This window comes from Paenibacillus tyrphae, from assembly GCF_000722545.1.
GTDB lineage: Bacteria > Bacillota > Bacilli > Paenibacillales > NBRC-103111 > Paenibacillus_G > Paenibacillus_G tyrfis.
In genome coordinates, this window is record NZ_JNVM01000013.1 from 150,383 (window position 1) to 172,183 (window position 21,801).

Consider the following 21,801-nt stretch of genomic DNA (forward strand, 5'->3'; position numbering starts at 1 on the left):
CTCTTTATCGTTCCGTCTCCGCGGAAATCAAGAGCCCGGCGTCCGTCCGCCAGGCCCCATCCCTTTCATCATATAGCATTGCCGGTTCGTTTGAAAGACTTTATTTTCGTGCATACTAAAAATTGACTCGATTCGTTACCCGATGGAAAAGGAGCGCGTCCGATGCAATCCACCGAGCGAAAAGAACACGTGCGTCAATTGAATGAGCATGTTCAGCTGTATTTTGAACGGGATTGGTTCGAGGAGCTGCACGACCGGGCGCAGCGCAACGGTCCGTGGGATGACTGGACGATGTTCCGGCTAGCCGAAGAGGCCGAGCAATCGGGGCTGATCCGCAGCTTCGACGAGCTCCAATGCTTGTCGCATTTGCCGAATCTGGTGCCGATGGACCATCAGATCGATACCGCCAAAAAAGTATTGACCGAGATGCGCGGACGAGCCATTCTGGCGGACGAGGTCGGACTCGGCAAAACGATCGAGGCCGGCCTCATTCTCAAGGAGTACATGATCCGCGGACTTGTCCGCAAGGTGCTCATCCTCGTACCCGCTTCGCTGGTGCTGCAGTGGGTGCGCGAGCTGAACCAGAAATTCGGCATTTCCGCCGTCGCCCAGAAAAAAGAATATATGTGGGCAGCCAACGATATCGTCGTCGCTTCAATGGATACGGCCAAGCGCGACCCGCACCGGGATATCGTGCTCGGACTGGAATACGACATGCTGATCGTAGACGAGGCACACAAGCTGAAGAACAAAAAGACGACCAACTACCAGTTCATCAACGAACTGCGCAAAAAGTACTGTCTGCTGCTGACAGCGACGCCGGTGCAGAATGACCTGAAAGAGCTGTATAACCTGATTACCCTGCTCAAACCGGGGCAGCTTGGCGGCCAGGGGAGCTTTCAGGCGAATTTCGTCGTAGACAAACGGATTCCGAAGAACGAAGAGCAGCTTCAGCACGAGCTGAGCAAGGTCATGATCCGCAACCGGCGCAGCGACGGCAACGTGAATTTCACCAAACGGATCGTACGTAATATTCCTTTGCAGCTCTCCCCCGAAGAGCAGGCGCTGTACGATGGCGTGACCAACTTCGTTCGCGGGCGTTATGAGGAATCCGGCGGCGATATCGGGAGCATTTTGTCGCTTGTCACGCTGCAGCGCGAAGTGTGCTCCAGCCGGGACGCGGTATTCATCACGCTCGTCAATTTATTCAAGAAAACCGAAGAGAACTCGCCGCTACGCGCCAAAATCTGGGAAATCGTCGAGCTGATCCGCAGCATCAAAGCGAATACGAAGGCCGAAAAAGTAATGGAGCTGATCGGCGACATCGGAGAAAAAGTGATTATTTTCACGGAGTATCGCGCGTCTCAGGAATATTTGCTGCAATATTTGAAAGATCGGAAAATTTCGGCCGTCCCTTACCGGGGTGGCATGAACCGGGGCAAAAAAGACTGGATGATGGACCTATTCCGCAACCGGGCCCAAGTGCTGATCGCGACCGAAGCCGGGGGCGAAGGCATCAATCTGCAATTTTGCCACCATATGATCAACTTCGACCTTCCGTGGAACCCGATGCGGGTGGAGCAGCGGATCGGCCGCGTGCACCGGCTCGGTCAGCAGGAGGACGTCAAAATCTACAACCTGTCTACCCTCGGCACCATCGAGGAGCATATCTTATCGCTGCTGCACGAGAAAATCAACATGTTCGAGCTGGTCATCGGCGAGCTGGATACGATTCTGGAGCGGTTCGAGAAAAAAACGTCGCTCGAATCGCATCTGGCCAAATTGATCTTGTCTTCGCGCAGCCAGGAAGACATCCGCCGGCAGCTTGACGAACTGGGGCGCTCGTTCACCGTCGTCCGCTCCGAGGTGGAGCACGAGGCGCAGGAGAACATACATCTGCAAAGCGTGCTGAACGCGGTAGGCAGCCCCATTCGCGGGCAGGACCACGGCGGGGAGGAGGCCCGGCTATGACGATGACGGCGGACCAAATCCGCTCCTTCGTGCTGCGCTATCTGGAAGCGGAACAATGTGACATTATGGAAAAGCATCCGGCCTACGTGACCGTGAAGCTGTCGCCCTCCGCCGACAAGGATTTGAATCACCGCCCCTATTATTGGAGCTTCGTCGAACGGACCGGCGTTACCCCGGAGACGATGACGTGCACCTTCGTCTTCGACCCGGAGGCCTACCGCGAGCTGCAGCCGCACGGCCCTCCCGGCGGGCCTCAGCCCGGCGTCAGCACCGCCGCTCCCGGACTCGCAGGCACAGCCGGGACGCCAATCGCCGGCCCCCCTGCGGGTGCTACGGCGCAGACGGGCACAGCTCCCGGCGGGGCACCACAGCCGCCGCAGGGAGACAGCATCCTCGGCCGCTATTTCGGCTTCGTGCCGACGTCTTTTACCGCGCGCATTCCGCGGGACGAAGTGACTTACGGCAGCCGGCGGCTGGAGCAGCTTTTTGCGGCCGTCCGGTCCAAGGGCAAATATGTCCGGCTGTTCGAGCAGCATGTGTCCGAGCAGCCCAGACGAACCGCGACCGTGCCTTACGATACTTGGCTCGCCGTCAATTACAAGGTGGAGCTGGCCTGCGATATGAAGCGCAGCGAAATTCACTCTCTGGGCATCCAGCTGCAGACGGGCGTGATCCGCGAGCGGTTCATGGATTGGATCGCTCCGCTCGCTTTTACGCCGCAGCTGCCCGCTCACGTCTACATTACGCCGGACCGGATTGCGCTGTCCCGCGCGGTGCTTTACCTGGAAGAGCATCTGGAAAGCAAGCTGGCCAAGTACGACCACCGCTGGGCGAAGGAAGCCCAGCTTCGGCTCGCGGATGAACAGGCCCGCATCCGCGATTATTACGAAGCGCTGCTCAAAACCGCCGAGCCCGATCAACGGGCGGACGTCGAGGCGCAGTACGCCGGCCGCTCCCGGGAAATCGAATGGCAGTATCGTCCGCGCATCCGAATATCCGCCATCAACTGCGGATTGTTCCATGTTTCCTCTGCGAAACCGCCCGCGTACTGACGAACGGGCGCGAAAGGCTGCGTTTTTCAGGGGAAAGTATTTTTTGACAGACTACAGGTTCTAACAATCTTTTCGGCGCATACCTTGTACAATAAAGGCATATTCGCAGCGGAATGCGCATAATGCCGATCGATCTCAGGCCAACGACTCCTAAGCGAAGCAGGTGAAACTATGAAAAAGCTTACGTTCGCGCTCGTCTCGCTACTGCTCGGCACAAGCCTGCTTGCGGCCTGGTCGCTCGAATCGCCCCCCGCCCATGCGGTGCAGGAAACAAAGCCATCGGCTCCCTCGTCCACGCCGCCGAAGGAACCGGCAGCCGACATTGCCGCTCCGACGCTGCAAGCGGCCGTAGAGCGGTTTATGAAGCAGCTGGCGCTCCAGCCCGGCTTCGAGCCGTGGCAGCAGGCGACCTGGACAAGCTATCCGCTCGGACCGGGCATGCACGGCTGGGTCATCATCGTAAGCGCCGAAGGCTCGGAAGCGGGCTATCTGGTCATCCATGCCGGAGAGCCGGATATGTACAGGCTGACCGAGTACGGCAAAGGCTCCTACCCGTTATTCAGCTTGCAAACGCTGCATCGAAGCTTGGTGCAGCTTGAACTTATCGAATATCCGCATCAAACCGAGAGATTATACTTCGGTCCGCTGCAGGCTCTCTGGAAAATTACCGTGCAGAACGCGGACCGCATCTGGTATATCGACGCCAAAACCGGCGAGGAAATGCCTTTCACCGGCGATGCCAAGCTGCCCAAGAGCAAAGCGGCACCCGCGCCGAACGTTCAGGCATTCACCAATACCGATGCCAAGCATACGATAAAGGAAAGCGGACAAGCGGAGCCCGCCGAGCCTTATGCCCGGCTGCCATGGGTACAAAGCAAAACGGGCAAGCCATTGCCCTTCGACGATCTGAAGCAGTTGATCGCTCAAGGCAGCAAGCCGGTGTACGCCGCCGAGCTTTACGAAGGCAGTGTAACCGTGCCGCTTCCCGTCGCGGGCTTTCAAGTGTGGTCCAGCGGGGATCGCTTCGTGCAGTTCCGGCAGGACGATGACCGCTTTCTTCCCTACGAGGCGCTGCAGCGTCTCGGCAGCTTTTACCCTTAACCTACGGTTTTCTCCTCTTCCCTATATAGAAAAGCTTCCCGCCTAACGGCAAGAAGCTTTTCCTTTTTTATTTTAGGCTCTTTTCTAAAAGATTGTTGCTATTGTAGGTAAATAGTTATACTAGTAGTAGAACGGTTTGTAGGAGGCTGACCCACAATGGATTGGAAGTAATGTGTATCAAGACTTTTATGACTTGTTTTCCTGAATCCAAAGAGGATATTGCCAAAATGATTGGTGAAATTCGTGAAGTCCGTTTCAGTAGTGGCTTGGCATGTGTCCATTGTGGGAGTGTTAGCTTAAAGCGTAATGGCAAATATCGATCTCGACAGCGTTATCTGTGCAAGGATGGTAGTAAATCGTTCAATGATATGACTGCAAGCCCCATTTCTGGTACGCATTATCCGCACAAATGGCTGAAATTCTTCCAAATGATGGTCGACGGCTTTACCTTACCCAAAATCGCTGAAGAGTTAGATATAAGATCATAGAAAGCGATGAAACGTATTTTTTAGAGAGCGACAAAGGCAAGAAAGGCATTACCCATCGTAAGTCTCGTAAACTTCTGGTTCCGTTTCTTGGAGTTGCACAAGAAAGTTGATAAAAAACTACGAACAAAAAACAATGGGGTTGGACGCTTGCAAGAAAGCTAACTTTACACCTGTTCGCTCATTCAAAACTACATAAGGAGTGATTAGAAATGGATCGTTGTTGTCAAAAGTCCATTGAAAAGCAAACAACACTTCCCCAATGTCCTGCTTGTCATCAGAAGGGCAAAAGCGTTCAACTGATTACACTCAAAGCGTTGCTACAGCCAACAGCATTAGAAACCATTAATCCTGATTCGTCATACGCATTTTGTTCCAATCCATCTTGTGAAGTGGTCTATTTTAGCGATTCGCATACCTATGACAAAGACACGCTCAAAGTTTCGGTGTTTCAGAAAGACGATGAGTTGGATGTGTCTGTTTGCTACTGTTTTGGATGGACAAGAGAACGCTTAATACAAGCGATTCAAGAGAATCAACGACCAACTGACCACATTCGTGAACAAGTTCAAGCTAATCGCTGTGGTTGTGAGGTTAATAACCCACAAGGAGCCTGTTGTTTGGGTAATGTTACAATGTTCATTCGGAGCCTCGACAAGAGTTAGTCTCTTGTCAGCCCATCTAGCAACAATATTTACGAAAAGAGCCTTATTTTATCTACTGTTGATTTCACCGCTCTGCTCTCTTGCCCAAGCTTCTTCCGAGACGCCGGGCGCCCTCGCGCAATGGCTTCGTCCACATGCCGATCGCCACCGGCAGCATGCCGAACCAGCGGTACTGCCACGGCTCCTTGCCTTCCCTCCGGTCCGCCCGCACCTGCCGGCGCACTTCCTTCGGCATCTCGATGTACCGGACGAATCGCTCCGTTACATATTTCACAAGCTCGTCGCTTTTCGCCATTCCGCCGTTCACCTCTACATCCCAGTATGATCCGCTCCCGGTTGCGGCAAACCTGTCTTCGTCCTATAATGAAGTCGAGCGTAAAATCGCGGTCCGGTTGGTAGCCCGGATGCACGGGATCTCCCGCTTTTCGGAGATGCAAGCCCGTGTCATATCCTTCCCCCCTCGGGATGTCCATCGCTCGCAAGATGTAAGGAGGGGAAAGCATGAAGCTTACCGTTTATTTTGAAGGTGAATTTTGGGTAGGTGTGACGGAGCACGAAACGGACGGCAAGGTCAAAGCCACTCGTCACGTGTTCGGCTCGGAGCCGTACGACGCCGAGGTGATGGAGTTCGTGCAGTTTCGGATGCTGCCGCTGCTCGCGCAAACGTCGGTGGGCGTCAGCGTCGATGCCTTGGCCCGGCGGGGCCGCGTCAACCCGAAGCGGCTCGCCCGCGAAGCCGCCCGCGAGATGGATCGCAAAGGCATCCGCGGCGCAGCGCAGGAAGCGCTGAAGCTCGATCTGGAGCACCGCAAGAAGACGCGCAAGATCGTCTCCCGGGAGCAGCGTGAAGCCGAGAAGGAACGCAAACGCGAAATCGCCATTCAAAAAGCGAAAGCCAAGCACCGCGGCCGGTAACGGTCGCGTGCAAAAAAACACCCGGATGCCGGGCTGTCTATAGGACAGTCCGACAATCGGGTGTTTTTGCCATAATTATGAGGTTAAATTTTCTCCGGCGCCTCGATACCGATCAGAGCCAAGCCGTTCTTCAGCGTAATCCTTACGGACTCCACGAGCGCAAGACGCGCTTTGCGCACCCCGGCATCGTCCACCTTCAGAATCGGACATTCGTGATAAAACCGGTTGAAGCTTTGCGCCAGATCGACCAAATACCGGCTAATAATGGAAGGCTCCAGCTTATGCATCGCCTGCTCGACCCGTTCCTTGAACAAGTACAGCTGCTTCAGCACGCCTTGCGCCTCTTCGTTTTCCAAGTGCTTCGGATCGAAGCCTTCGAACGACTGCGTCTCCGACGGATCGGCTTTTGCCAGCACGCTGCACGTCCGCGCATGCGTGTACTGCACGTATGGACCGGTTTCGCCTTCGAAATTCAGCGCCTCGTCCCAGGAGAAGACGATATCCTTAATCCGGTTGTTGCTCAAATCGTTGAAAATAATCGCTCCGACGCCGACCTTGCGGGCGACTTCGTCTTTATTTTCGAGATTCGGATTTTTCTCTTCGATAATTTCGCGGGTTTTCTCGATCGCTTTGCCGAGCAGATCCTCCAGGTTCACGACCATGCCCTTCCGGGTCGACAGCTTCGCGCCTTCCAGGCTGACTTTGCCGAACGGAACGTGCAGCATTTGCTTCGACCAATCGTAGCCCATCAGCTCGATCACTTTGAACAGCTGGTTAAAATGCAGGCTTTGCCCCGCATCCGTCACATAAACGGCTTTGTCAAAATCGTATGTCTTCTTGCGGTACTTGGCCGCCGCCACGTCGCGCGTATGGTACAGCGTTCCGCCGTCCTTTTTCACCATGAGCGCCGGAGGCATATTGAATTGGTCGAGCCGGACGAGAAGCGCTCCGCCGTCTTCTTCCAGCAGGTTTTTCGCCTTAAGTTCGTCCAGCCCCTCGGCCATTTTATCATTATAGAAGCTTTCGCCGGCATACGAATCGAACTTCACGCCGAGCAGATCGTACATCTTGTGGAACTCCTTCAAGCTGATGTCCACAAACCAGCGCCACAGCCTGTGCGCCTCTTCATCTCCCTGCTCCAGCTTCACGAACCAGGCGCGCGCCTCGTCCTCCAGCTCCGGCTTCACGTCGGCTTCGTCATGGAACTTGACGTAAATGCGCTGCAGCTCGTCGATGCCTTCCGCTTCGACGGCAGCTTGGTCCCCCCACAGCTTGTAAGCGACGATCAGCTTGCCGAACTGCGTGCCCCAATCGCCGAGATGATTGACGCCCACGCTGTTGTATCCCATAAAGTTGAAAATATTATAAAGCGCATTCCCGATGACCGTCGAGCGAAGATGCCCGATATGGAACGTCTTCGCAATGTTCGGCGAAGAGAAGTCGATGACGATGTTGCGTCCTTGACCGTATTCCTGCGAGCCGTAACGGTCTTGGCGCGCCAATACTTCACCGACGACTTCTTTGGCGAAAGCGGCCGGATTCAAAAATACGTTAAAGTAACCGGACACCGCATCGACCCGCTGAACCGCCGCGTTGTCGCTCCAGCCCGCCTGCAGCTCTTCCGCAATTGCCTGCGGCGCCTTCCGGAGCTGCTTGCTAAGCTTGAAGCAGGGCAGCGACAAATCCCCCATCTGCGGATTCGGCGGATATTCGATCAGCTCCGCCAGCGCTTCCTGCGATATGCCCTCAAGCTTTGCCGCCAGCTGTCCGGCCAACCATTGTTTGTAATTCATTCACGATGTGCCCCTTTCTTCGAACGAACGCCGCCATCCCGCAGTACGCTTTCATACAAGAAAGCACCCCGGTCGGGGTGCCGTTTTTCAACGTCGCACGTAGGTTTTGCCAGCCTTTGCATATGTTCCATTATATCGGGCGCGAAAAACCGAGTCAAGCCAGGGTTGCAGCGCCAGCCCAAGGATTTTGCGGTCCGGCGGCACTTCGTTCCGGCATGCGCGCAATTTTGGTATGAATTTTGGAACCCGACGAAAAAATAAGGGAGGAAATTCAAAACAAACTTGAATTAAGGAGGCATTCGTTTATGCCGTTGGTTCCGTTCGAACCGTTCAGACGCGTGGATCATTGGAAAAAAGAGATGGCAAATTTTTCAACGAGGGGCTGCCTTCCGCTTTCGGATTCCAGCAGGAATTCGGCGCACCGCGGATGGACGTTTACGAAACCGAGAATGAGGTTATCGCCCACTGCGAGATTCCGGGTCTGGAGAAAAAAGAGGACGTAGACATCCACGTGGAGCAGCAGACACTTACGATCGTCGGTACCGTACACAAAGTACAGGAAGCGAAGGAAGAGCAGTATCATCGCAAGGAACGCTATACCGGCCGTTTCCAGCGCACCGTTGCGCTGCCGGCGGAAGTGCATGCCGAGGGCACGGTCGCTGCATATAAGAACGGCATTCTCGAAGTGAAAATGCCGAAGGCTCAGAACAACGCCAGAAAGCGGATCGACGTGGAATTTCATTAATTGGCGTCGTCCAATTGTAATCTAATTGAAATGTGCTTTTCATCTTCCTTTAATGTAAAGGTTCTATAATAAAGCTCGACCCCCTTTTTCATATAGATGTCTCTCGGCCCGCGGCCCGTTGCTTGCGGGTCGCTTTTTTTTCGCGAAAAGCAAAAAACCGGAGCTTCCGGCTTCCGCCGGTACCCTCCGGTTTTCGAGTTTAAAGCATTTTTTGCAGCATGACGACGTCCAGCAGCTTGCCGAATTTGAAGCCGACCTCGCGCATCGTGCCTACGGTATCGAACCCAAGCCGCCGATGAATGTGAATGCTGCTGTCGTTACCCTCCACGATCCGCGACAGCACCGTATGCAGACCGGCCTTTTTCCCTTCGGCCAGTACGGCTTCCAGCAGCTTTTTCCCGATTCCTTGACCGCGGTGCCCACCCCGGATATATAAGGACAGCTCCGCCGTGCGCGCATAGGCCAGCCGGTCGGAGTACCGGTTCGCAGCGGCCCAGCCGAGAATCAGACCGGCGTCCTCGGCCACGACGACCGGGTAAGCTTCGCCGTGCTGCTCGAACCATTCCAACTGCTGCTCCAACGTGCGCGGAACCGTATCGAACGTCGCTACCGTCGTTAGGACGGCTTCGTTATAAATATCCAAAATGTGCGGAACATCCGCATGTCCAGCCCGTCTGATCTCCATTAGAAGCCCGCTCCCCCTCACGAAATCCCAACGATTTTTCCGCCTACTATAACAAGGTTTCGGGAGAAATGCAAGACTTGGACCAGAAAGCCGTATATTACAAACCGAGCGTCTCGGTCATATCCTTAAGCACCGCCGCATCCTTCATCATGTGCACGGCTTTGCGGAAGTCCGTATACATCACGCGGTCTTCGTCCAAAAACGGCACCTGCTTGCGGCACTGCGCGTATGCCCAAGCCGTTCCCTTGCCCAGCCCGTCGGCTCCGCGGTAATCGGCCGCTTGCGAGCCGCAAAGCAGTTCGATCGCAACGACGTTGTATGCATTTTCGACGATTTTGGCCGCTTTTCTCGCGCCGATCGTTCCCATGCTCACGTGATCCTCTTGATTCGCCGAGCTTGGAATCGAATCGACGCTGGCCGGATGCGCAAGCGACTTGTTTTCGGACACGAGTGAAGCCGCGGCATACTGCGCAATCATGAAGCCCGAATTCGTGCCGCCGTACTTCGTCAGAAACGGAGGCAGTCCTCCGCTCAGTTGGGGATTAACTAGCCGTTCGATTCGCCGCTCCGATATATTCGCCAGCTCCGCCACCGCAATCGAGAGGAAATCCATTGCCAGCGCAATCGGTTGGCCGTGAAAATTGCCGCCGGAGATCACTTTCTCCTGCTCGGTGAAAATCAGCGGGTTATCGGTTACCGAATTCATCTCGATTAGCAATTTATCATAAATATATTGGAGCGCATCGGCCGAAGCGCCGTGAACCTGCGGTACGCAGCGCAGCGAATAAGCGTCCTGGACGCGCAGCTCCCCTTGATTCGTCATCAGACGGCTGTCTTGGGTCAGCTTGCGGATATTCGAAGCGACCTGCTGCTGGCCGGCATGCGGACGAATGTCGTGAGTTTCCGGGTCGAACGCCTGCCTCACGCCCTGCAAGGTCTCAGTCGTCAAAGCGGCGGCGCAATCGGCCCATTTGGCCAACTGCAGCGCGTCCCAGCAAGCCAAAGCGCCGACGGCGGTCATGACCTGCGTACCGTTGATCAGAGCCAGTCCCTCTTTCGCTTCAAGCGACACCGGTACGATTCCGGCCTTGTCCATCGCCGCTTTTCCGTCCAGCTTTTCTCCCCGGAACAACGCTTCCCCTTCCCCCATCATGACCAGCGCCAAATGGGAAAGCGGGGCCAAGTCTCCGCTGGCGCCGAGCGAGCCTTTCTCCGGAATCAACGGAACGACGCCTTTGTTCAGCATCTCGACCATCGTCTCCACGACGGAGTAGCGTATCCCGGAATAGCCTTGGATCAAGGCGTTGATGCGCAGCAATACGATCGCTCTCGCCACTTCCGCCGGGAACGGATCGCCGATCCCGCACGCATGACTGCGGATCAAATTGACCTGCAGCGTCTTCGCGTCCTCGCTCGAAATGTACGTATCGCTGAATTTGCCGAAGCCCGTGGTCAAGCCGTAGACGACCTTTTTCTCCGCCAGCAGCTTCTCGACGTACTGTCTGCTCTTCGTTACCTTCGCTTTGACCGAAGCGTCAAGCTCGACTTCGTAGCCGTGGCGCGCCACGAGCACAACCTCCTGCAAGGTCAGCTTGCCGCCGCCGATCGTAATAGGTGCCGTTTTAATCATCACGAATCACTCTCCTTATGAAATGGACACAAAAAAAGAGGCCATACCAAATCAATGGTCATGACCTCTAAACGCAACTATAAGACTATGGTCTAATGTTATTCAATTGAAACGCCGGTCCGGTCTTCAAATATGATTGATGCCGAAGCCCAGAACCTCGTGCTCGAAGCCTTTTTTCGGAGCGCCGATCGTACCGTACATGCATACGCAGATCCACTCCCCTTCGTCCGGTTGATCCTGCTCGGTCGACATAGGGCCGCGGACAATGGCGAAGGTCAGTCCTACCGTACGCAATACGTCCCGAATCTGCGGGGTTCCCCGGCTTACTCCTTGCAAAGCCTCAAGGATCGCATGGTACAAGCCGTGCGTCTCCCGGTACCGCTTTTCGTCGATGACCCGATTGTTTTTGGCAGCGGTTTCGATGGCCGCAATGACTTTCGCGCTGTCCATGGAGCCGACTTTCCCGACGGTATGCCGGTATCCGTCTGCTTCCAGCTTCCGTACGATGTCCGCCCCCATCGCATGATCGTGCATCATCGTCAATAAAGCGGTTAATTTGCCGATAGTAGAAGGAATCCCCTGCTGGCCCGTCACTTGCATGCCCCTTTCCTGCGGAAAAGCCACAATAAAAATAAAAAAGACGCTACAACAGCAAATGGGAAAGCTTCTTCCCGCTCCCATAAGACTTGCCTTGTATCGACCCGACTATACGCTAAATTATCTAAAAGGATTTTGCTTATCACTAAAGTATCTGATGAAATTGTACCATACATCACGTGGGTTGACAATGAGGCGCCGACTAGCAAGGGGAAAGTAAAACAAGGAACCCGGTTTAAACCCGAATCCCTTGTATAAACCGATGCGGTCACCGGTCATGCATTCATGACGTTTTGTCCAATCGACGATCCAAAACGACAATGAAAATAGCTACGGCGACAATTAGACCGGCCCAGGTCATGATGCCGGATAAGCCGGCACGGTTCAGGATGATAGCGCCCAGCACGGCGCCCACACCGGAGGACGAGTTAAAAGCGGTAGTATAAACCGCCGACGCCGGTATAGCTGCTGCACCCCCAACACGTAAAACCCAGGTCTGTATGCCGATAAAAAGAATCGAGATCGCCGCGCCCCAAACAATGAGCAGAGGGACGACCAACCCGAGCCCGAGGCTGAGCCCGAACCATCCCAGACCGGCCAGCGATACGCACATAAGCAGAAGGGACACGAAGATCACTCGCTTCATGAAGCGATCGATCAGGAACCCGGTCACAATGTTGCCGAGCAGTCCGGCGGCCCCGAAGCCAAAGAGCAGAGCAGCAATTGCAGCGGGGGCAACGCCGGGTACGCTTCTGAGGTAGGGTTCAATAAATGTAAACGCTGCGAAATGCGCGGCTACCGTGAAGATCGCCACAGCATAGACCCGCCACAGCTTGCGGCTGCGCAGCACTCCTGCAAGCGCAGCGAAACCGACCGTCCCTTCGGCCTTCACCTTAGGAAGCAAAGCGCCCATGAGCAGCGCGGTGAACAGGCAGAGCCCGCCGAGGGCACCGAACGCCACCCGCCACCCCCATGCCTGCCCGATGAGATTGAGGACGGGGACGCCCAGCACGTTCGCGATCGAGATCCCGCCGAAGACGATCGTGGTCGCAAGACCCATGCGATTGGGCGGAGCGATCTGTGTCGCGATCGCAGCGACCATGGCCCAGAAAACACCATGCGATAGTGCCCCCACGATCCGCGCCAGCATCAGAGTCGGGAAGGTCTGGGCGATCATGGCCAGACCATTCGAAGCGGCCAGTACCAGCATCAACCCAATAAGCAGCGGCTTGCGCGGAAAATGATTGGGAAGTACGGCGGACAACAGGGCGCTGCCCGCACCGATCAAAGCATAAGCTGTTACGGTGAGGCCAATTGTGGCAGGACTGCGCTCCAGATCAGAAGCGATGGACGAAAGCAGTCCAATGGGGGCGAACTCGGTCGCGACAATCGTAAAAGTGGCGATTCCAAGAACGACCACCGCCAGCCAGCGGCGGACGGCAGCGTCTGCCGGTTCAGCTTGCTTCAATTCGTACATGGACATAAATATCCCTCCTGTGCCAATCGATATAACGTACCATTCGGTACATAATTATTACAGGCAATTGAAAGCAGACCACTTCTGCTTTCAACGCCTCCGGTTGTTCAATTCGCGACGGCTTTATAACCGCTCACGGTTTTACGGTCCAGACGGTAGCTGATAAATGTTAGCAACGATGCGGCGACCGCCGCGATTGCGCCGACCCAGGAAAGATCGATGAGCTCCATGTTCGTCGTGACCCACCCTCCCAGTGCCGATCCAAGCGCAATTCCGACATTGACGGATACGGGAGCTAAGGACGAAGCCAAATCTTTGGCCGACGGGAAATGCTTATCCGCCAAATCGATGAAATACAATTGCATAGTCGAGTTCATAACATAAACGACAAGAGCAATGAACGATACGCTAACCAACCCCGTGACAACCGAGTTGGAGGAAACATAAAGGGACGCGAGAATGGCGGCTTGAATCAGAAATACAACCCGGAGCTTTCCAATCCCGTTGCGGGCCGCCAATTTCCCGCCGATCAATGTGCTGAAGATGGATACGACTCCGTAGAGCAAAAATACAAGGCTGATATACCGGACCGGAATAAAGAGCACTTCTTGCAGCAGAGGAGTCAAATACGTATAAACGGTATAGGTCGCCGCAATGCTGAACGCCGTAATAAAAAACGCGATGATAATACGCGAGTTCGTTAATAATCCGATTTGTTTTTTCAATGAACTCCGCGTTCCCTTCAGCCCTCTGGGGATGGTCGCCGAGCTTGCGATGAAAGACCCGACTCCCAATAGAGCGGTGAACCAAAAGGTCATATGCCAACCGCCCCACTGTCCGATATAAGTGCCAAGCGGCACTCCGATGACACTGGCTATCGTAAACCCGGTAAAGATAATGGAAATCACCGCGCCCCTTTTCTCGGAAGGTACGGTTTCGCTGGCAACGGCCATGGCGAGTGCGATCAACACTCCGGTAACGACGGCGGTGATCAATCTGGAAACAAGAAGCAGCACATACGACCCGGATATCGCGGTTAACATATTCCCTGCAATAAATACCGCGAGCAAAGTAAGCATGAGAGGGTATTTGGAAAACCGGCTGAATACAGCCGTCAAGATTGGCGTACCTATGGCAAAAGCAATGGCAAAAGCCGATACTAGCGCTCCTGCTGTCGATATGGCGATATTTAAGCCGTTAGATACTTCCGTCAACAGCCCGACGATGACAAATTCGCTCGTTCCCAGAACGAAGGTTAATAAAAATAAATTTAAAGTCAGAAGCTTTTGTTGTTTAGTCAAAATAGAATCTCCTTTCAAATCAAAGCGATCTTCAATTAAGCTCTCTCGACGGCAATCTGGACCTCGGCAACGTAAGCCTCCGGATCGTCCGATTTTTCATGAGGGATGCAGATTTCGCGCCGCGGCTCATTCTCCTTCATTCGATATCCGTTTCGTTCGATCCATATCGCCAATTCCGTACTTGCCGTGCAAGGGCTCGTTGTCCGGCAATGATGAATAAGTGTTGCCATCATCGGAACTTCCGGCAATCGTTTGACCGTAAAGTGAGAACGACTCGGCATATCGTGAGTGAGCAGACGAGCCGCTTCGATGTCCATATCGTCCTCACATTCCTCACAGCCATGCCAAAGAACCATTTGGGATAGCGAAGATACGCCGCAGCTTTCCAAGTGATCGTCGAGCCGTCGGAATAGCTCGGGAAGCTGACTGAGCGAAGCTTTTTGCCGGTAAGACACTACAAGCTGCGGCTCCACTTCTTTTAGAACGACATCGTGCGATGTCAAATGCTTCCCCTCATTCTCGATGGCATGCAGGCGCTCCTTGATTCGGTCAAGCTTAGCCTGCTCCTTATCCAGAACGGACTGAATCTCGTTTTGCTTGATCCGGAACATCCCTCTGATTTGCTCAAGCGGGATGTCCTCGCCCATCATCTGGCGAATTTGATCCAGCGAGAAGCCCAATTCTTTATAGGCCAAAATGCGGTGGAGCTGAAACAACTGATCGGCCGAATAATACCGGTATCCTGTATATTTGTCGGTGTGGGCCGGCTTAAGCAAATTCAATTGGTCGTAGTAACGAAGCGCCTTGACCGACACTTGGCCGATCTTTGAAAACTCGCTGATTTTAAACATGGATACACCTCGCTTGCCTAATGTGATATTTCTGTCCTTCCTTGCCTTAATCGAGTATAACTTTCCCGTTAAGGGGAGAGTCAAGCGGGATTCAACAAATAGACTCCATCATGACAAAAACATCCCGCTCCACTATCCAAAGTGAGGCGGGATGTTTGTTTTAACTTTATTTCACCATGTGTTCGATGCCGGGCGCATCGCTGTAGCCGAACCGGGAATTCGATCAATCCATTTCTTAGTTCCGCCGGATGAAATCCGTAATGAGCCGTCCGACCACGTCAGGGGCGTCTTCCAGGCAGTAATGGCCCACACCCGGGAGCCGATGGACGGGAGCGGATGGAAACAGCTCCGTAAAAAGCGGCATAAAATGCTCGGCTTGGAGCGTGCGGTCGGCCTCTCCCCAGATCGCAAGCGCAGGCTTCTCTCGGATAGCGCGCACGGCTGCCACATCGGGTATCTCGAACCGGTGCGCGCCGGTGGCGAACCCTTTCGCCCAGCCAATTGCGCCAAGACAGTCGGCCGGGCTGGCGAAGCGTGAGCCGTAAGCTGCGAGCCACGTTTCAGTAATCAGTTCATTGTTCTCGAAGCCGTTCAGCTTGAGCGTACTGAGGATGTTGAAGCCGAGTTGGCCTAGGACAGTCTCAAGACTCCCTCCCTTTTCGGCCTTCAATATCCATTGGAACCAAGGTGAAGTAACGGAATTGGCGGTCAACCGGTCGGCGAGGTCGGGCTGGCCGAACGGTGTCGGTCCGTTAGTTGAAATCAGCCTACGAATGCGATCCGGATGGCGTGCGGCAAGCCCCATACCCACCGGCCCGCCAAAATCGTGCATGACAAGGGTGATCTCTTGCAGATCAAGCGCGAGAACGAACCGTTCGAGATTATCGATATGGTCCTGCAGCCAGTAGCTGCGGTCCCGCGGCGTCGCGCTTTTACCAAAGCCCATATGATCGGGAACGACGACACGGTAATCTTCACTCAAAACCGGGATCAGATGCCGGAACAGATAGCCCCAAGTCGGCTCTCCATGAAGGCAGAGAACGGTCTCGTCCCCATGCGGCCCCTCATCGACATAGTGCATGGCGAAGCCGGGTGCGTTTGTGAAGTTAGGCTTGAACGGAAAGGTGCCGCCGAAATCCGTGTCAAAGTCAGCTTGGTGATATTGAGTCATGAGAAGCCTCCTTATAAAAGCGTTTTTTTAATTCTAAATTTCGGCGTTCGGTTATCTACCATTTGGTACATAACTGATATAAGTAAAAATACCCCTTTATTATCACGATGTCAAGAATAAAATACAATAAATTCGACTATATTCCCAGCAAATAATATGATTAAAGTATACTAAACGATACAAAATTTCATAAGCAAGCGAATCCTTTCTTCGGCTCAAGCGATGAGGAGCTTTGCATATCCCGAGCACAAATAAAAAAGCCTGCAAATCGCTTCAGGAGCAATTTGTAGGCCAGTTAATTTTAAGATAATGCGGTCGAGAGGACTCGAACCTCCACGGCTGTTACACCACTAGAACCTGAATCTAGCGCGTCTGCCAATTCCGCCACGACCGCATATTTCGATGTGATTCGATTGGTTCCGAACCGACAAATGGAATTATATAACGATCGATCCTCCTATGTCAAGCATGAATCTTCTATACTATGTTCATCGGCAGGATCAGATTCCGCTCCAGGATTAGCATCAATTGTTCCACCATTTCCGCCGGAGTGTAAGGCATCGATTGAACAATCCACCATTCCACCAGACCGGCGACTGCAGCAGCCAAAAATTGGACGAGGATTTCCCGGTTTATGCCCGGGCTGAGGCCGCAGCTTTTGATATGCTCCTCGATGCCCCGCTCCATCATCGCGATCATCCGCTTTCGGAAGGCGGGTATCCCCTTGCTCGTCATGAGCGTGGAGTAGATGGAGGCGTAGCGCGCCAAAAATTCGAACGTGCGAAGCAGTAAAGCTTTTGCGGACACCTTGCTCGGGTCCCCGTCTGGCATGCAGCTTTCATACAATAACTGCAAGTATGTCTCGATGCACTGGTCCAGCAGGTCGTACTTATCCGTAAAATGCAAATAGACGGTCCCCCGGTTTACATTCGCCCGGTCCGCGATTGCGTGAATCGTGATCTTCTCAAAGCTTTTCTCCTCCATCAGGCCGACAAAAGCTTCCATGATGGCCTGCCTCGTTTTTAGGATTCGTCTGTCCATAGCTCGCTCTCCCTGCTCCTTTTTTAGACAATCCAAGCGCATTTGTTGAATACTTAACAGAATCAAAAATATTACCGATTGATCCGGTGTTTCGCCGGATGCTATCGTAATTGTAATCAACAAACGTTATTTATACAACAAATGTTCATTAACTATGAAAGCGAGGATTGCAACATGAGAGTATTGGTTTATGGTGCAGGTGTCATAGGCAGTTATTTGGCCCATGTTCTTGCGCGCGGACAATGATGTGACCGTATTGGCCAGAGGAAAACGGGCGGAGGAGCTGGAGAAGGAGGGGCTTGTCATCCGCCATTATTTTCAGCGGAAAACGACGGTGGACCCGGTGCGCGTCATAAAGGCGACCGGAATCCCATGGACCAAAGGCTGCAGCCATTCCAACATAAATTTCATGCCCCATTCTTCGCTGCGTTCATGGCCTACAACGATCATGGCTTTGTTGAGTCCAAGCATCTGGGCGTCGTTAATATAGGCGCAGAGCGTCCATTCCATAATTTCGCCGCAAACTATAACATCTAAATTCATATTTCGCATCAACTCCATCGGCATTTGTTCCCTTCCCAGGCCCAAGCTGCCCCCGCCCACTAAAATGCCGACTCTTGAACATTTCATTTCGGGTTTGCCGATGATTTGGATCACATCCATAGACAGCTTCCGTTTAAAAAAGCTCACCAGCTCCGCCAAACTGACCTCCTCAATTTGGTAGGTATGAGGATTGGCGTCAAGCATATTGTTTTCCCAGCCAATTTCTTTTAGGAGGCCGTCATAGATTCTGTCTGTTTTCCCCATGTGCATGTAATCATGAAACCGCCAGATCACGATCTGATTCTCATCTATCAATTTTTTCTTAGCCGCATATACAAGATCGTCCTGAAGCCAATCCGTTTCGTCCCTTCCGGTATAATAGGTAGGCTCATGGGTAATAATCATATTGGCCCCGCAAGCGATAGCCTGCTTGATAACATCAACCGTTGCCATGAATGTCGTTACAATTCCGGTGACCTCTGTGTCGGGACTGCCGCTCATGATCCTGTCTCCGGTTTCGGGCAATCTAAAATCGCCGCACGAATCCGTCAAAATGGCATCAATCACTTGTTGAACCTTCATCTCTAATCCCTTCTCTCGTTAGATTACGCCAAAAATAGTGCAGCCGCTCTCCATAAGGAGTCAACGCTTAAAAGCCCTTGCCAAAGCATCCAAGTACCCGTTTCTGGCACGCTGACTGATCTCTGCATCCGGAACAACGTGTTCGAAGCCGTGATAGCATCCGGGATAAAGTTGAAATTCGACATCAACTCCAGCCTGTGCAAGACGCGCAACATAGTCGATCGTCTCGTCGCGGAATGGATCAAGCTGCCCAACGATGTCAACCGGTTATCATATTTTTTGGGAAGCAAAATAGATTAGATTTCAATACCAATTTTATAAAACGATAAAAAGCTCATACATTGCCGCAAGAGCAATGCATGAGCTTTTTTTGGCGACTTTTTGCAAATAAAAAAGAGGTTGTACACTTGCCTTATATGGTAATGTTGCTCATCATTCTGCTCCCAATCCAACCGGCAAACAAAAAAAGCCTCACTTGGTTGTTTACCATATGGGCTTCTTGAATGATGACTTCCCTATTCCTTTTTTCTAACGCTGTATTTCTTAAAATAGCCTTTGATTTCCTTCGCTTCCCGATAAACCCGATAAGGCTTGCTGACGATTCGTTTCGGCAAAGAAAGCAGAAACTCTTTCAAATGATCCCGATATTCCTCGGTCATTCTTACCGGCTTACTAATAATTCTTTCTAAAACTTCGTCATAAATTTCCTGGGAAATGTCAATCTTAATATCAATGCGTCTACCGCAGCAATCGCATTCAATACTGGACATTCGTTTATTAAGATAGACGATGGTGTGAGCCGTTTCTTCTTTACAATGGACACAAAAAAGTGAAGTATTCACTTTCGTCTCTTTCATAGACATCACTCCCAAACAGTCTTATCCTCCGGCTCTCTCATATTATAACCTATATTTAAAAACAAAACAGTGAATGGCGCCTGAAGATGCGAAAAAAAGGCAAGCCTGCTTTCCAAGCCAGATTTGCCGACGGTTTTATTACTCTTCGCTTATTCCTCGCCAAACTTGCTATTAAATAAATCGACGATCGATTGAAGCGCCTTCACTTCATCTTCCCCGGCCGCACTAACCAAAATTTCCGTCCCCTTCGAGGCGCCCAGAGAAAGGACGCTGACAAAGCTTTTGGCGTTAGCGATTTTCGTATCTTTTTGAAGCTTGATTTCGGACTCGAATGCACCGGCAGCCTTCACAATTTCTTTGGCTGGACGTGTATGCAGTCCCGTGTGGTTAAGAACGACTACTTGTTGATTAACCATGGCTCTGCTCCTTTTTCAGTTTTAGTTCAGGAGTTCCCGAACATCGTTTACACAGTCGCTTTCCGACAGGCTCATAATCGCCTGCTTCACTAACGGAATTTGAGAGGCGCTCATGCTCCACTCCTCCACGCCAAGACCGATGAGAAGCTTCGCCATTCGCGGGTCTCCCGCCATCTCTCCGCACATGCCGACATGTTTGCCGTATTTTTTGGCATTCCTGCATACGATATCGATTAATCTCAAAACGGCTAAATGCTGCGAATCGTACAAATAGCTGACTTTTTCATTCATCCGGTCCGCAGCCACGGTATATTGAATCAAATCGTTCGTCCCGATGCTGAAAAAATCGACATGCTGCGCAAGCTTATCCGATACAAGAGCGGCCGCAGGAATCTCAATCATAATTCCTAGCGGAACAGACGATTTGAAAGCCATGCCTTGTGCAGAGAGCTCCTGTTCCGCCTCCGCCAGCAAAGTCTTGGCATCCAGAATTTCCTTTTCACCGGAAATCATCGGGAACATGATACGCAAATCCCCATGAACGGCCGCCCGAAGCAAGGCTCTTAGCTGTGTTTTGAACAAGGCCGGGTCAGCCAGACAATAGCGGATCGCGCGCCAGCCGAGAAACGGATTGAATTCTTTCCCGAGCGGAAGATAGGGAATCTCCTTATCTCCTCCAATATCGAGCGTCCGGATGATAACCGGCTTTCCTTGCATCTTGAGAAGCACTTCTTTGTACGCTTCATACTGCTCCTCTTCCGAAGGCATCTCACCCCGGTCCATAAAAAGAAACTCCGTTCTAAAAAGCCCGATGCCTTCCCCGCTCTGCTGAAGCACCATTTCGGCTTCTTCCGGCTTCCCTATATTACCATACAATTCGAATCTTTTACCGTCTATGGTCAAAGAAGGCATATCCCGAATGGCAGCCAGATTTGCCGTAAATTCGGCATACTCTTTTCTTTTTCGTTCATAAGCTTCAAGCTGGTCGGGCATTGGATTTCGAATGATCTGACCGGCTTCTCCATCCAGCACGACCCAATCGCCTTCGGAGAAACAATCAAGTAACCCGCTCACACCGACGACAGCCGGAATACCGAACGTTCGGGCCATAATGGCCGTGTGACTTGTTTTGCTTCCTACTTCCGTGACAAAGCCAAGCACCGTTTTCTTGTTCATTTGCGCCGTCATGGAAGGAGTCAGATCGTGCGCCAAAATAACGGCCGGTTCCGAAAGCGCAGAGAGATCGATGGTTCGTACGCCCAAAATTTCATCCAGCAACCGGCTTTCCGCATCTTTCATATCGGCGATTCGTTCCTTGATGTATTCATCTTCCATCAATTCAAATGCCTGCATATACTCCCGAAATGTCTGATGTGCAGCCCATGCCGCTTGTACTTTCTCATTCCTTATTTTGCCCGATACCTCTTGCATTAACGCAGGGTCGTCCAGCAAAAACCATTGTCCCTCAATAATGCCGGCTTCCTGTTCGTTACCGGCTTCTTCAAGCTTAGTCATCAGAAGCTTCAATTGCTCTTTAGCCCGTTGGACGGCAGCGTCAAAGGCTTGAAGTTCATCCGGTACCTGCGATTCATCGATGAAAGCTTTGGTCAGGCTTCTTTCCTCTTTATAAATGATCAAAGCCCGCCCGATAGCAATGCCGGAAGATGCTGACAATCCTTGCATCATCTCACAACCCTCCCGAGAGGAGGGCTTGATCCTGCAGCTTCCTCAGCTCCCAAATGACGGAAGGGTTGGTTTGCTCGATGGCATCGTACGTAATGACCTCTCCAGCCTTCACCGCCCTGTTCACCGTCTGCACCTGCACCAGCCCGATCGGCAGCGCTTTCAGCTTCTCCGCATCCGACGCCGTCATGATTTTTCCGTACACCGTAAATCCGCCGATGCCGTCCAAGCGGTCTCCTG

20 protein-coding genes, 1 tRNA gene and 4 pseudogenes are annotated in these 21,801 nt (G+C 52.7%); 8 read left to right on the forward strand and 17 right to left on the reverse strand.

Annotated features, from left to right (window positions below; translation table 11 throughout):
* Nucleotides 1-162: 162 nt before the first annotated feature.
* From ET33_RS17195 to ET33_RS37495, 5 genes and pseudogenes are all read left to right on the forward strand, one after another.
* Nucleotides 163-1,971 carry a DEAD/DEAH box helicase gene (locus tag ET33_RS17195; protein WP_036684186.1) on the forward strand — a complete coding sequence of 603 codons (1,809 nt, stop codon included), beginning with the start codon at nucleotides 163-165 and terminating at the stop codon, nucleotides 1,969-1,971.
* Nucleotides 1,968-3,023 carry a YqhG family protein gene (locus ET33_RS17200; RefSeq protein ID WP_327204061.1) on the forward strand — a complete coding sequence of 352 codons (1,056 nt, stop codon included), beginning with the start codon at nucleotides 1,968-1,970 and terminating at the stop codon, nucleotides 3,021-3,023. The genes ET33_RS17195 and ET33_RS17200 overlap by 4 nt, the downstream gene beginning before the upstream one ends.
* 171 nt (nucleotides 3,024-3,194) lie before the next feature.
* Nucleotides 3,195-4,124 carry a hypothetical protein gene (locus ET33_RS17205; protein ID WP_036684188.1) on the forward strand — a complete coding sequence of 310 codons (930 nt, stop codon included), beginning with the start codon at nucleotides 3,195-3,197 and terminating at the stop codon, nucleotides 4,122-4,124.
* Between the two features lie 197 nt (nucleotides 4,125-4,321).
* A pseudogene (locus tag ET33_RS17210) lies at nucleotides 4,322-4,683 on the forward strand (transposase); the annotation flags it as partial.
* Between the two features lie 138 nt (nucleotides 4,684-4,821).
* Nucleotides 4,822-5,274 (forward strand): putative iron-sulfur cluster-binding metallochaperone, encoded by a 453-nt coding sequence (locus ET33_RS37495; RefSeq protein WP_081890359.1) that lies wholly within the window; start codon nucleotides 4,822-4,824, stop codon nucleotides 5,272-5,274.
* A 64-nt stretch (nucleotides 5,275-5,338) separates the two neighbouring features.
* Here the strand turns inward: ET33_RS37495 and ET33_RS17215 are convergent, their stop codons facing one another.
* On the reverse strand, nucleotides 5,339-5,569 hold the full coding sequence (locus ET33_RS17215) for a YqzE family protein (RefSeq protein ID WP_036684191.1): 231 nt from the start codon (nucleotides 5,567-5,569) through the stop codon (nucleotides 5,339-5,341).
* 206 nt (nucleotides 5,570-5,775) lie between these two features.
* Between ET33_RS17215 and ET33_RS17220 the strand changes: the two genes are divergently transcribed.
* On the forward strand, nucleotides 5,776-6,189 hold the full coding sequence (locus ET33_RS17220) for a YjdF family protein (RefSeq protein WP_036684192.1): 414 nt from the start codon (nucleotides 5,776-5,778) through the stop codon (nucleotides 6,187-6,189).
* Nucleotides 6,190-6,272: 83 nt separating this feature from the next.
* Here ET33_RS17220 and argS read toward each other — a convergent pair whose 3' ends face one another.
* Complete coding sequence (argS, locus tag ET33_RS17225; protein ID WP_036684194.1) at nucleotides 6,273-7,982, reverse strand: arginine--tRNA ligase; 1,710 nt, start codon at nucleotides 7,980-7,982, stop codon at nucleotides 6,273-6,275.
* A gap of 346 nt (nucleotides 7,983-8,328) precedes the next feature.
* Here argS and ET33_RS17230 point away from each other — a divergent pair, with 346 nt between their 5' ends.
* Nucleotides 8,329-8,727, forward strand: a complete 399-nt coding sequence (locus ET33_RS17230; RefSeq protein WP_327204062.1) for an Hsp20/alpha crystallin family protein — start codon at nucleotides 8,329-8,331, stop codon at nucleotides 8,725-8,727.
* 199 nt (nucleotides 8,728-8,926) lie between these two features.
* Here ET33_RS17230 and ET33_RS17235 read toward each other — a convergent pair whose 3' ends face one another.
* The 9 genes from ET33_RS17235 to ET33_RS17275 all read right to left on the reverse strand — a co-directional run bounded on the left by ET33_RS17235 (nucleotide 8,927) and on the right by ET33_RS17275 (nucleotide 17,480).
* Nucleotides 8,927-9,412 (reverse strand): GNAT family N-acetyltransferase, encoded by a 486-nt coding sequence (locus ET33_RS17235; RefSeq protein ID WP_036684197.1) that lies wholly within the window; start codon nucleotides 9,410-9,412, stop codon nucleotides 8,927-8,929.
* 97 nt (nucleotides 9,413-9,509) lie between these two features.
* Complete coding sequence (gene hutH / locus ET33_RS17240) at nucleotides 9,510-11,042, reverse strand: histidine ammonia-lyase (protein WP_036684201.1); 1,533 nt, start codon at nucleotides 11,040-11,042, stop codon at nucleotides 9,510-9,512.
* Nucleotides 11,043-11,168: 126 nt separating this feature from the next.
* On the reverse strand, nucleotides 11,169-11,642 hold the full coding sequence (gene hutP, locus ET33_RS17245; protein WP_051775403.1) for a hut operon transcriptional regulator HutP: 474 nt from the start codon (nucleotides 11,640-11,642) through the stop codon (nucleotides 11,169-11,171).
* Between the two features lie 280 nt (nucleotides 11,643-11,922).
* A complete protein-coding gene (locus tag ET33_RS17250) occupies nucleotides 11,923-13,122 on the reverse strand; it encodes an MFS transporter (protein WP_036684204.1) in 1,200 nt (399 codons plus the stop codon).
* Between the two features lie 101 nt (nucleotides 13,123-13,223).
* On the reverse strand, nucleotides 13,224-14,417 hold the full coding sequence (locus ET33_RS17255; RefSeq protein ID WP_036684208.1) for an MFS transporter: 1,194 nt from the start codon (nucleotides 14,415-14,417) through the stop codon (nucleotides 13,224-13,226).
* Nucleotides 14,418-14,452: 35 nt separating this feature from the next.
* Nucleotides 14,453-15,268, reverse strand: a complete 816-nt coding sequence (locus ET33_RS17260; protein WP_036684212.1) for a MerR family transcriptional regulator — start codon at nucleotides 15,266-15,268, stop codon at nucleotides 14,453-14,455.
* Nucleotides 15,269-15,503: 235 nt separating this feature from the next.
* Nucleotides 15,504-16,439, reverse strand: coding sequence for an alpha/beta fold hydrolase (locus ET33_RS17265; protein WP_036684215.1), 936 nt, complete (start codon nucleotides 16,437-16,439; stop codon nucleotides 15,504-15,506).
* A gap of 310 nt (nucleotides 16,440-16,749) precedes the next feature.
* Nucleotides 16,750-16,833, reverse strand: a tRNA-Leu gene (locus ET33_RS17270).
* Between the two features lie 83 nt (nucleotides 16,834-16,916).
* Nucleotides 16,917-17,480 carry a TetR/AcrR family transcriptional regulator gene (locus tag ET33_RS17275; RefSeq protein WP_036684219.1) on the reverse strand — a complete coding sequence of 188 codons (564 nt, stop codon included), beginning with the start codon at nucleotides 17,478-17,480 and terminating at the stop codon, nucleotides 16,917-16,919.
* 174 nt (nucleotides 17,481-17,654) lie between these two features.
* Here ET33_RS17275 and ET33_RS39765 point away from each other — a divergent pair.
* Nucleotides 17,655-17,838 (forward strand): annotated as a pseudogene (locus ET33_RS39765) (ketopantoate reductase family protein); the annotation flags it as partial.
* On the opposite strand, the gene ET33_RS17280 reads toward ET33_RS39765, so the two are convergent.
* From ET33_RS17280 to ET33_RS17305, 6 genes and pseudogenes are all read right to left on the reverse strand, one after another.
* A complete protein-coding gene (locus ET33_RS17280; protein ID WP_036684222.1) occupies nucleotides 17,799-18,605 on the reverse strand; it encodes a Nif3-like dinuclear metal center hexameric protein in 807 nt (268 codons plus the stop codon). The pseudogene ET33_RS39765 and the gene ET33_RS17280 sit on opposite strands and share 40 nt — an antisense overlap.
* A gap of 60 nt (nucleotides 18,606-18,665) precedes the next feature.
* Nucleotides 18,666-18,860, reverse strand: a pseudogene (locus ET33_RS17285) (alpha/beta hydrolase); the annotation flags it as partial.
* Between the two features lie 260 nt (nucleotides 18,861-19,120).
* A complete protein-coding gene (locus ET33_RS17290; protein WP_036684229.1) occupies nucleotides 19,121-19,462 on the reverse strand; it encodes a hypothetical protein in 342 nt (113 codons plus the stop codon).
* Nucleotides 19,463-19,611: 149 nt separating this feature from the next.
* Nucleotides 19,612-19,878, reverse strand: a complete 267-nt coding sequence (locus tag ET33_RS17295; protein WP_036684233.1) for an HPr family phosphocarrier protein — start codon at nucleotides 19,876-19,878, stop codon at nucleotides 19,612-19,614.
* A 21-nt stretch (nucleotides 19,879-19,899) separates the two neighbouring features.
* Nucleotides 19,900-21,564, reverse strand: coding sequence for a phosphoenolpyruvate--protein phosphotransferase (gene ptsP, locus ET33_RS17300; protein ID WP_036684237.1), 1,665 nt, complete (start codon nucleotides 21,562-21,564; stop codon nucleotides 19,900-19,902).
* Nucleotide 21,565: 1 nt separating this feature from the next.
* Nucleotides 21,566-21,801: pseudogene (locus ET33_RS17305) on the reverse strand (NAD(P)H-dependent oxidoreductase); the annotation flags it as partial.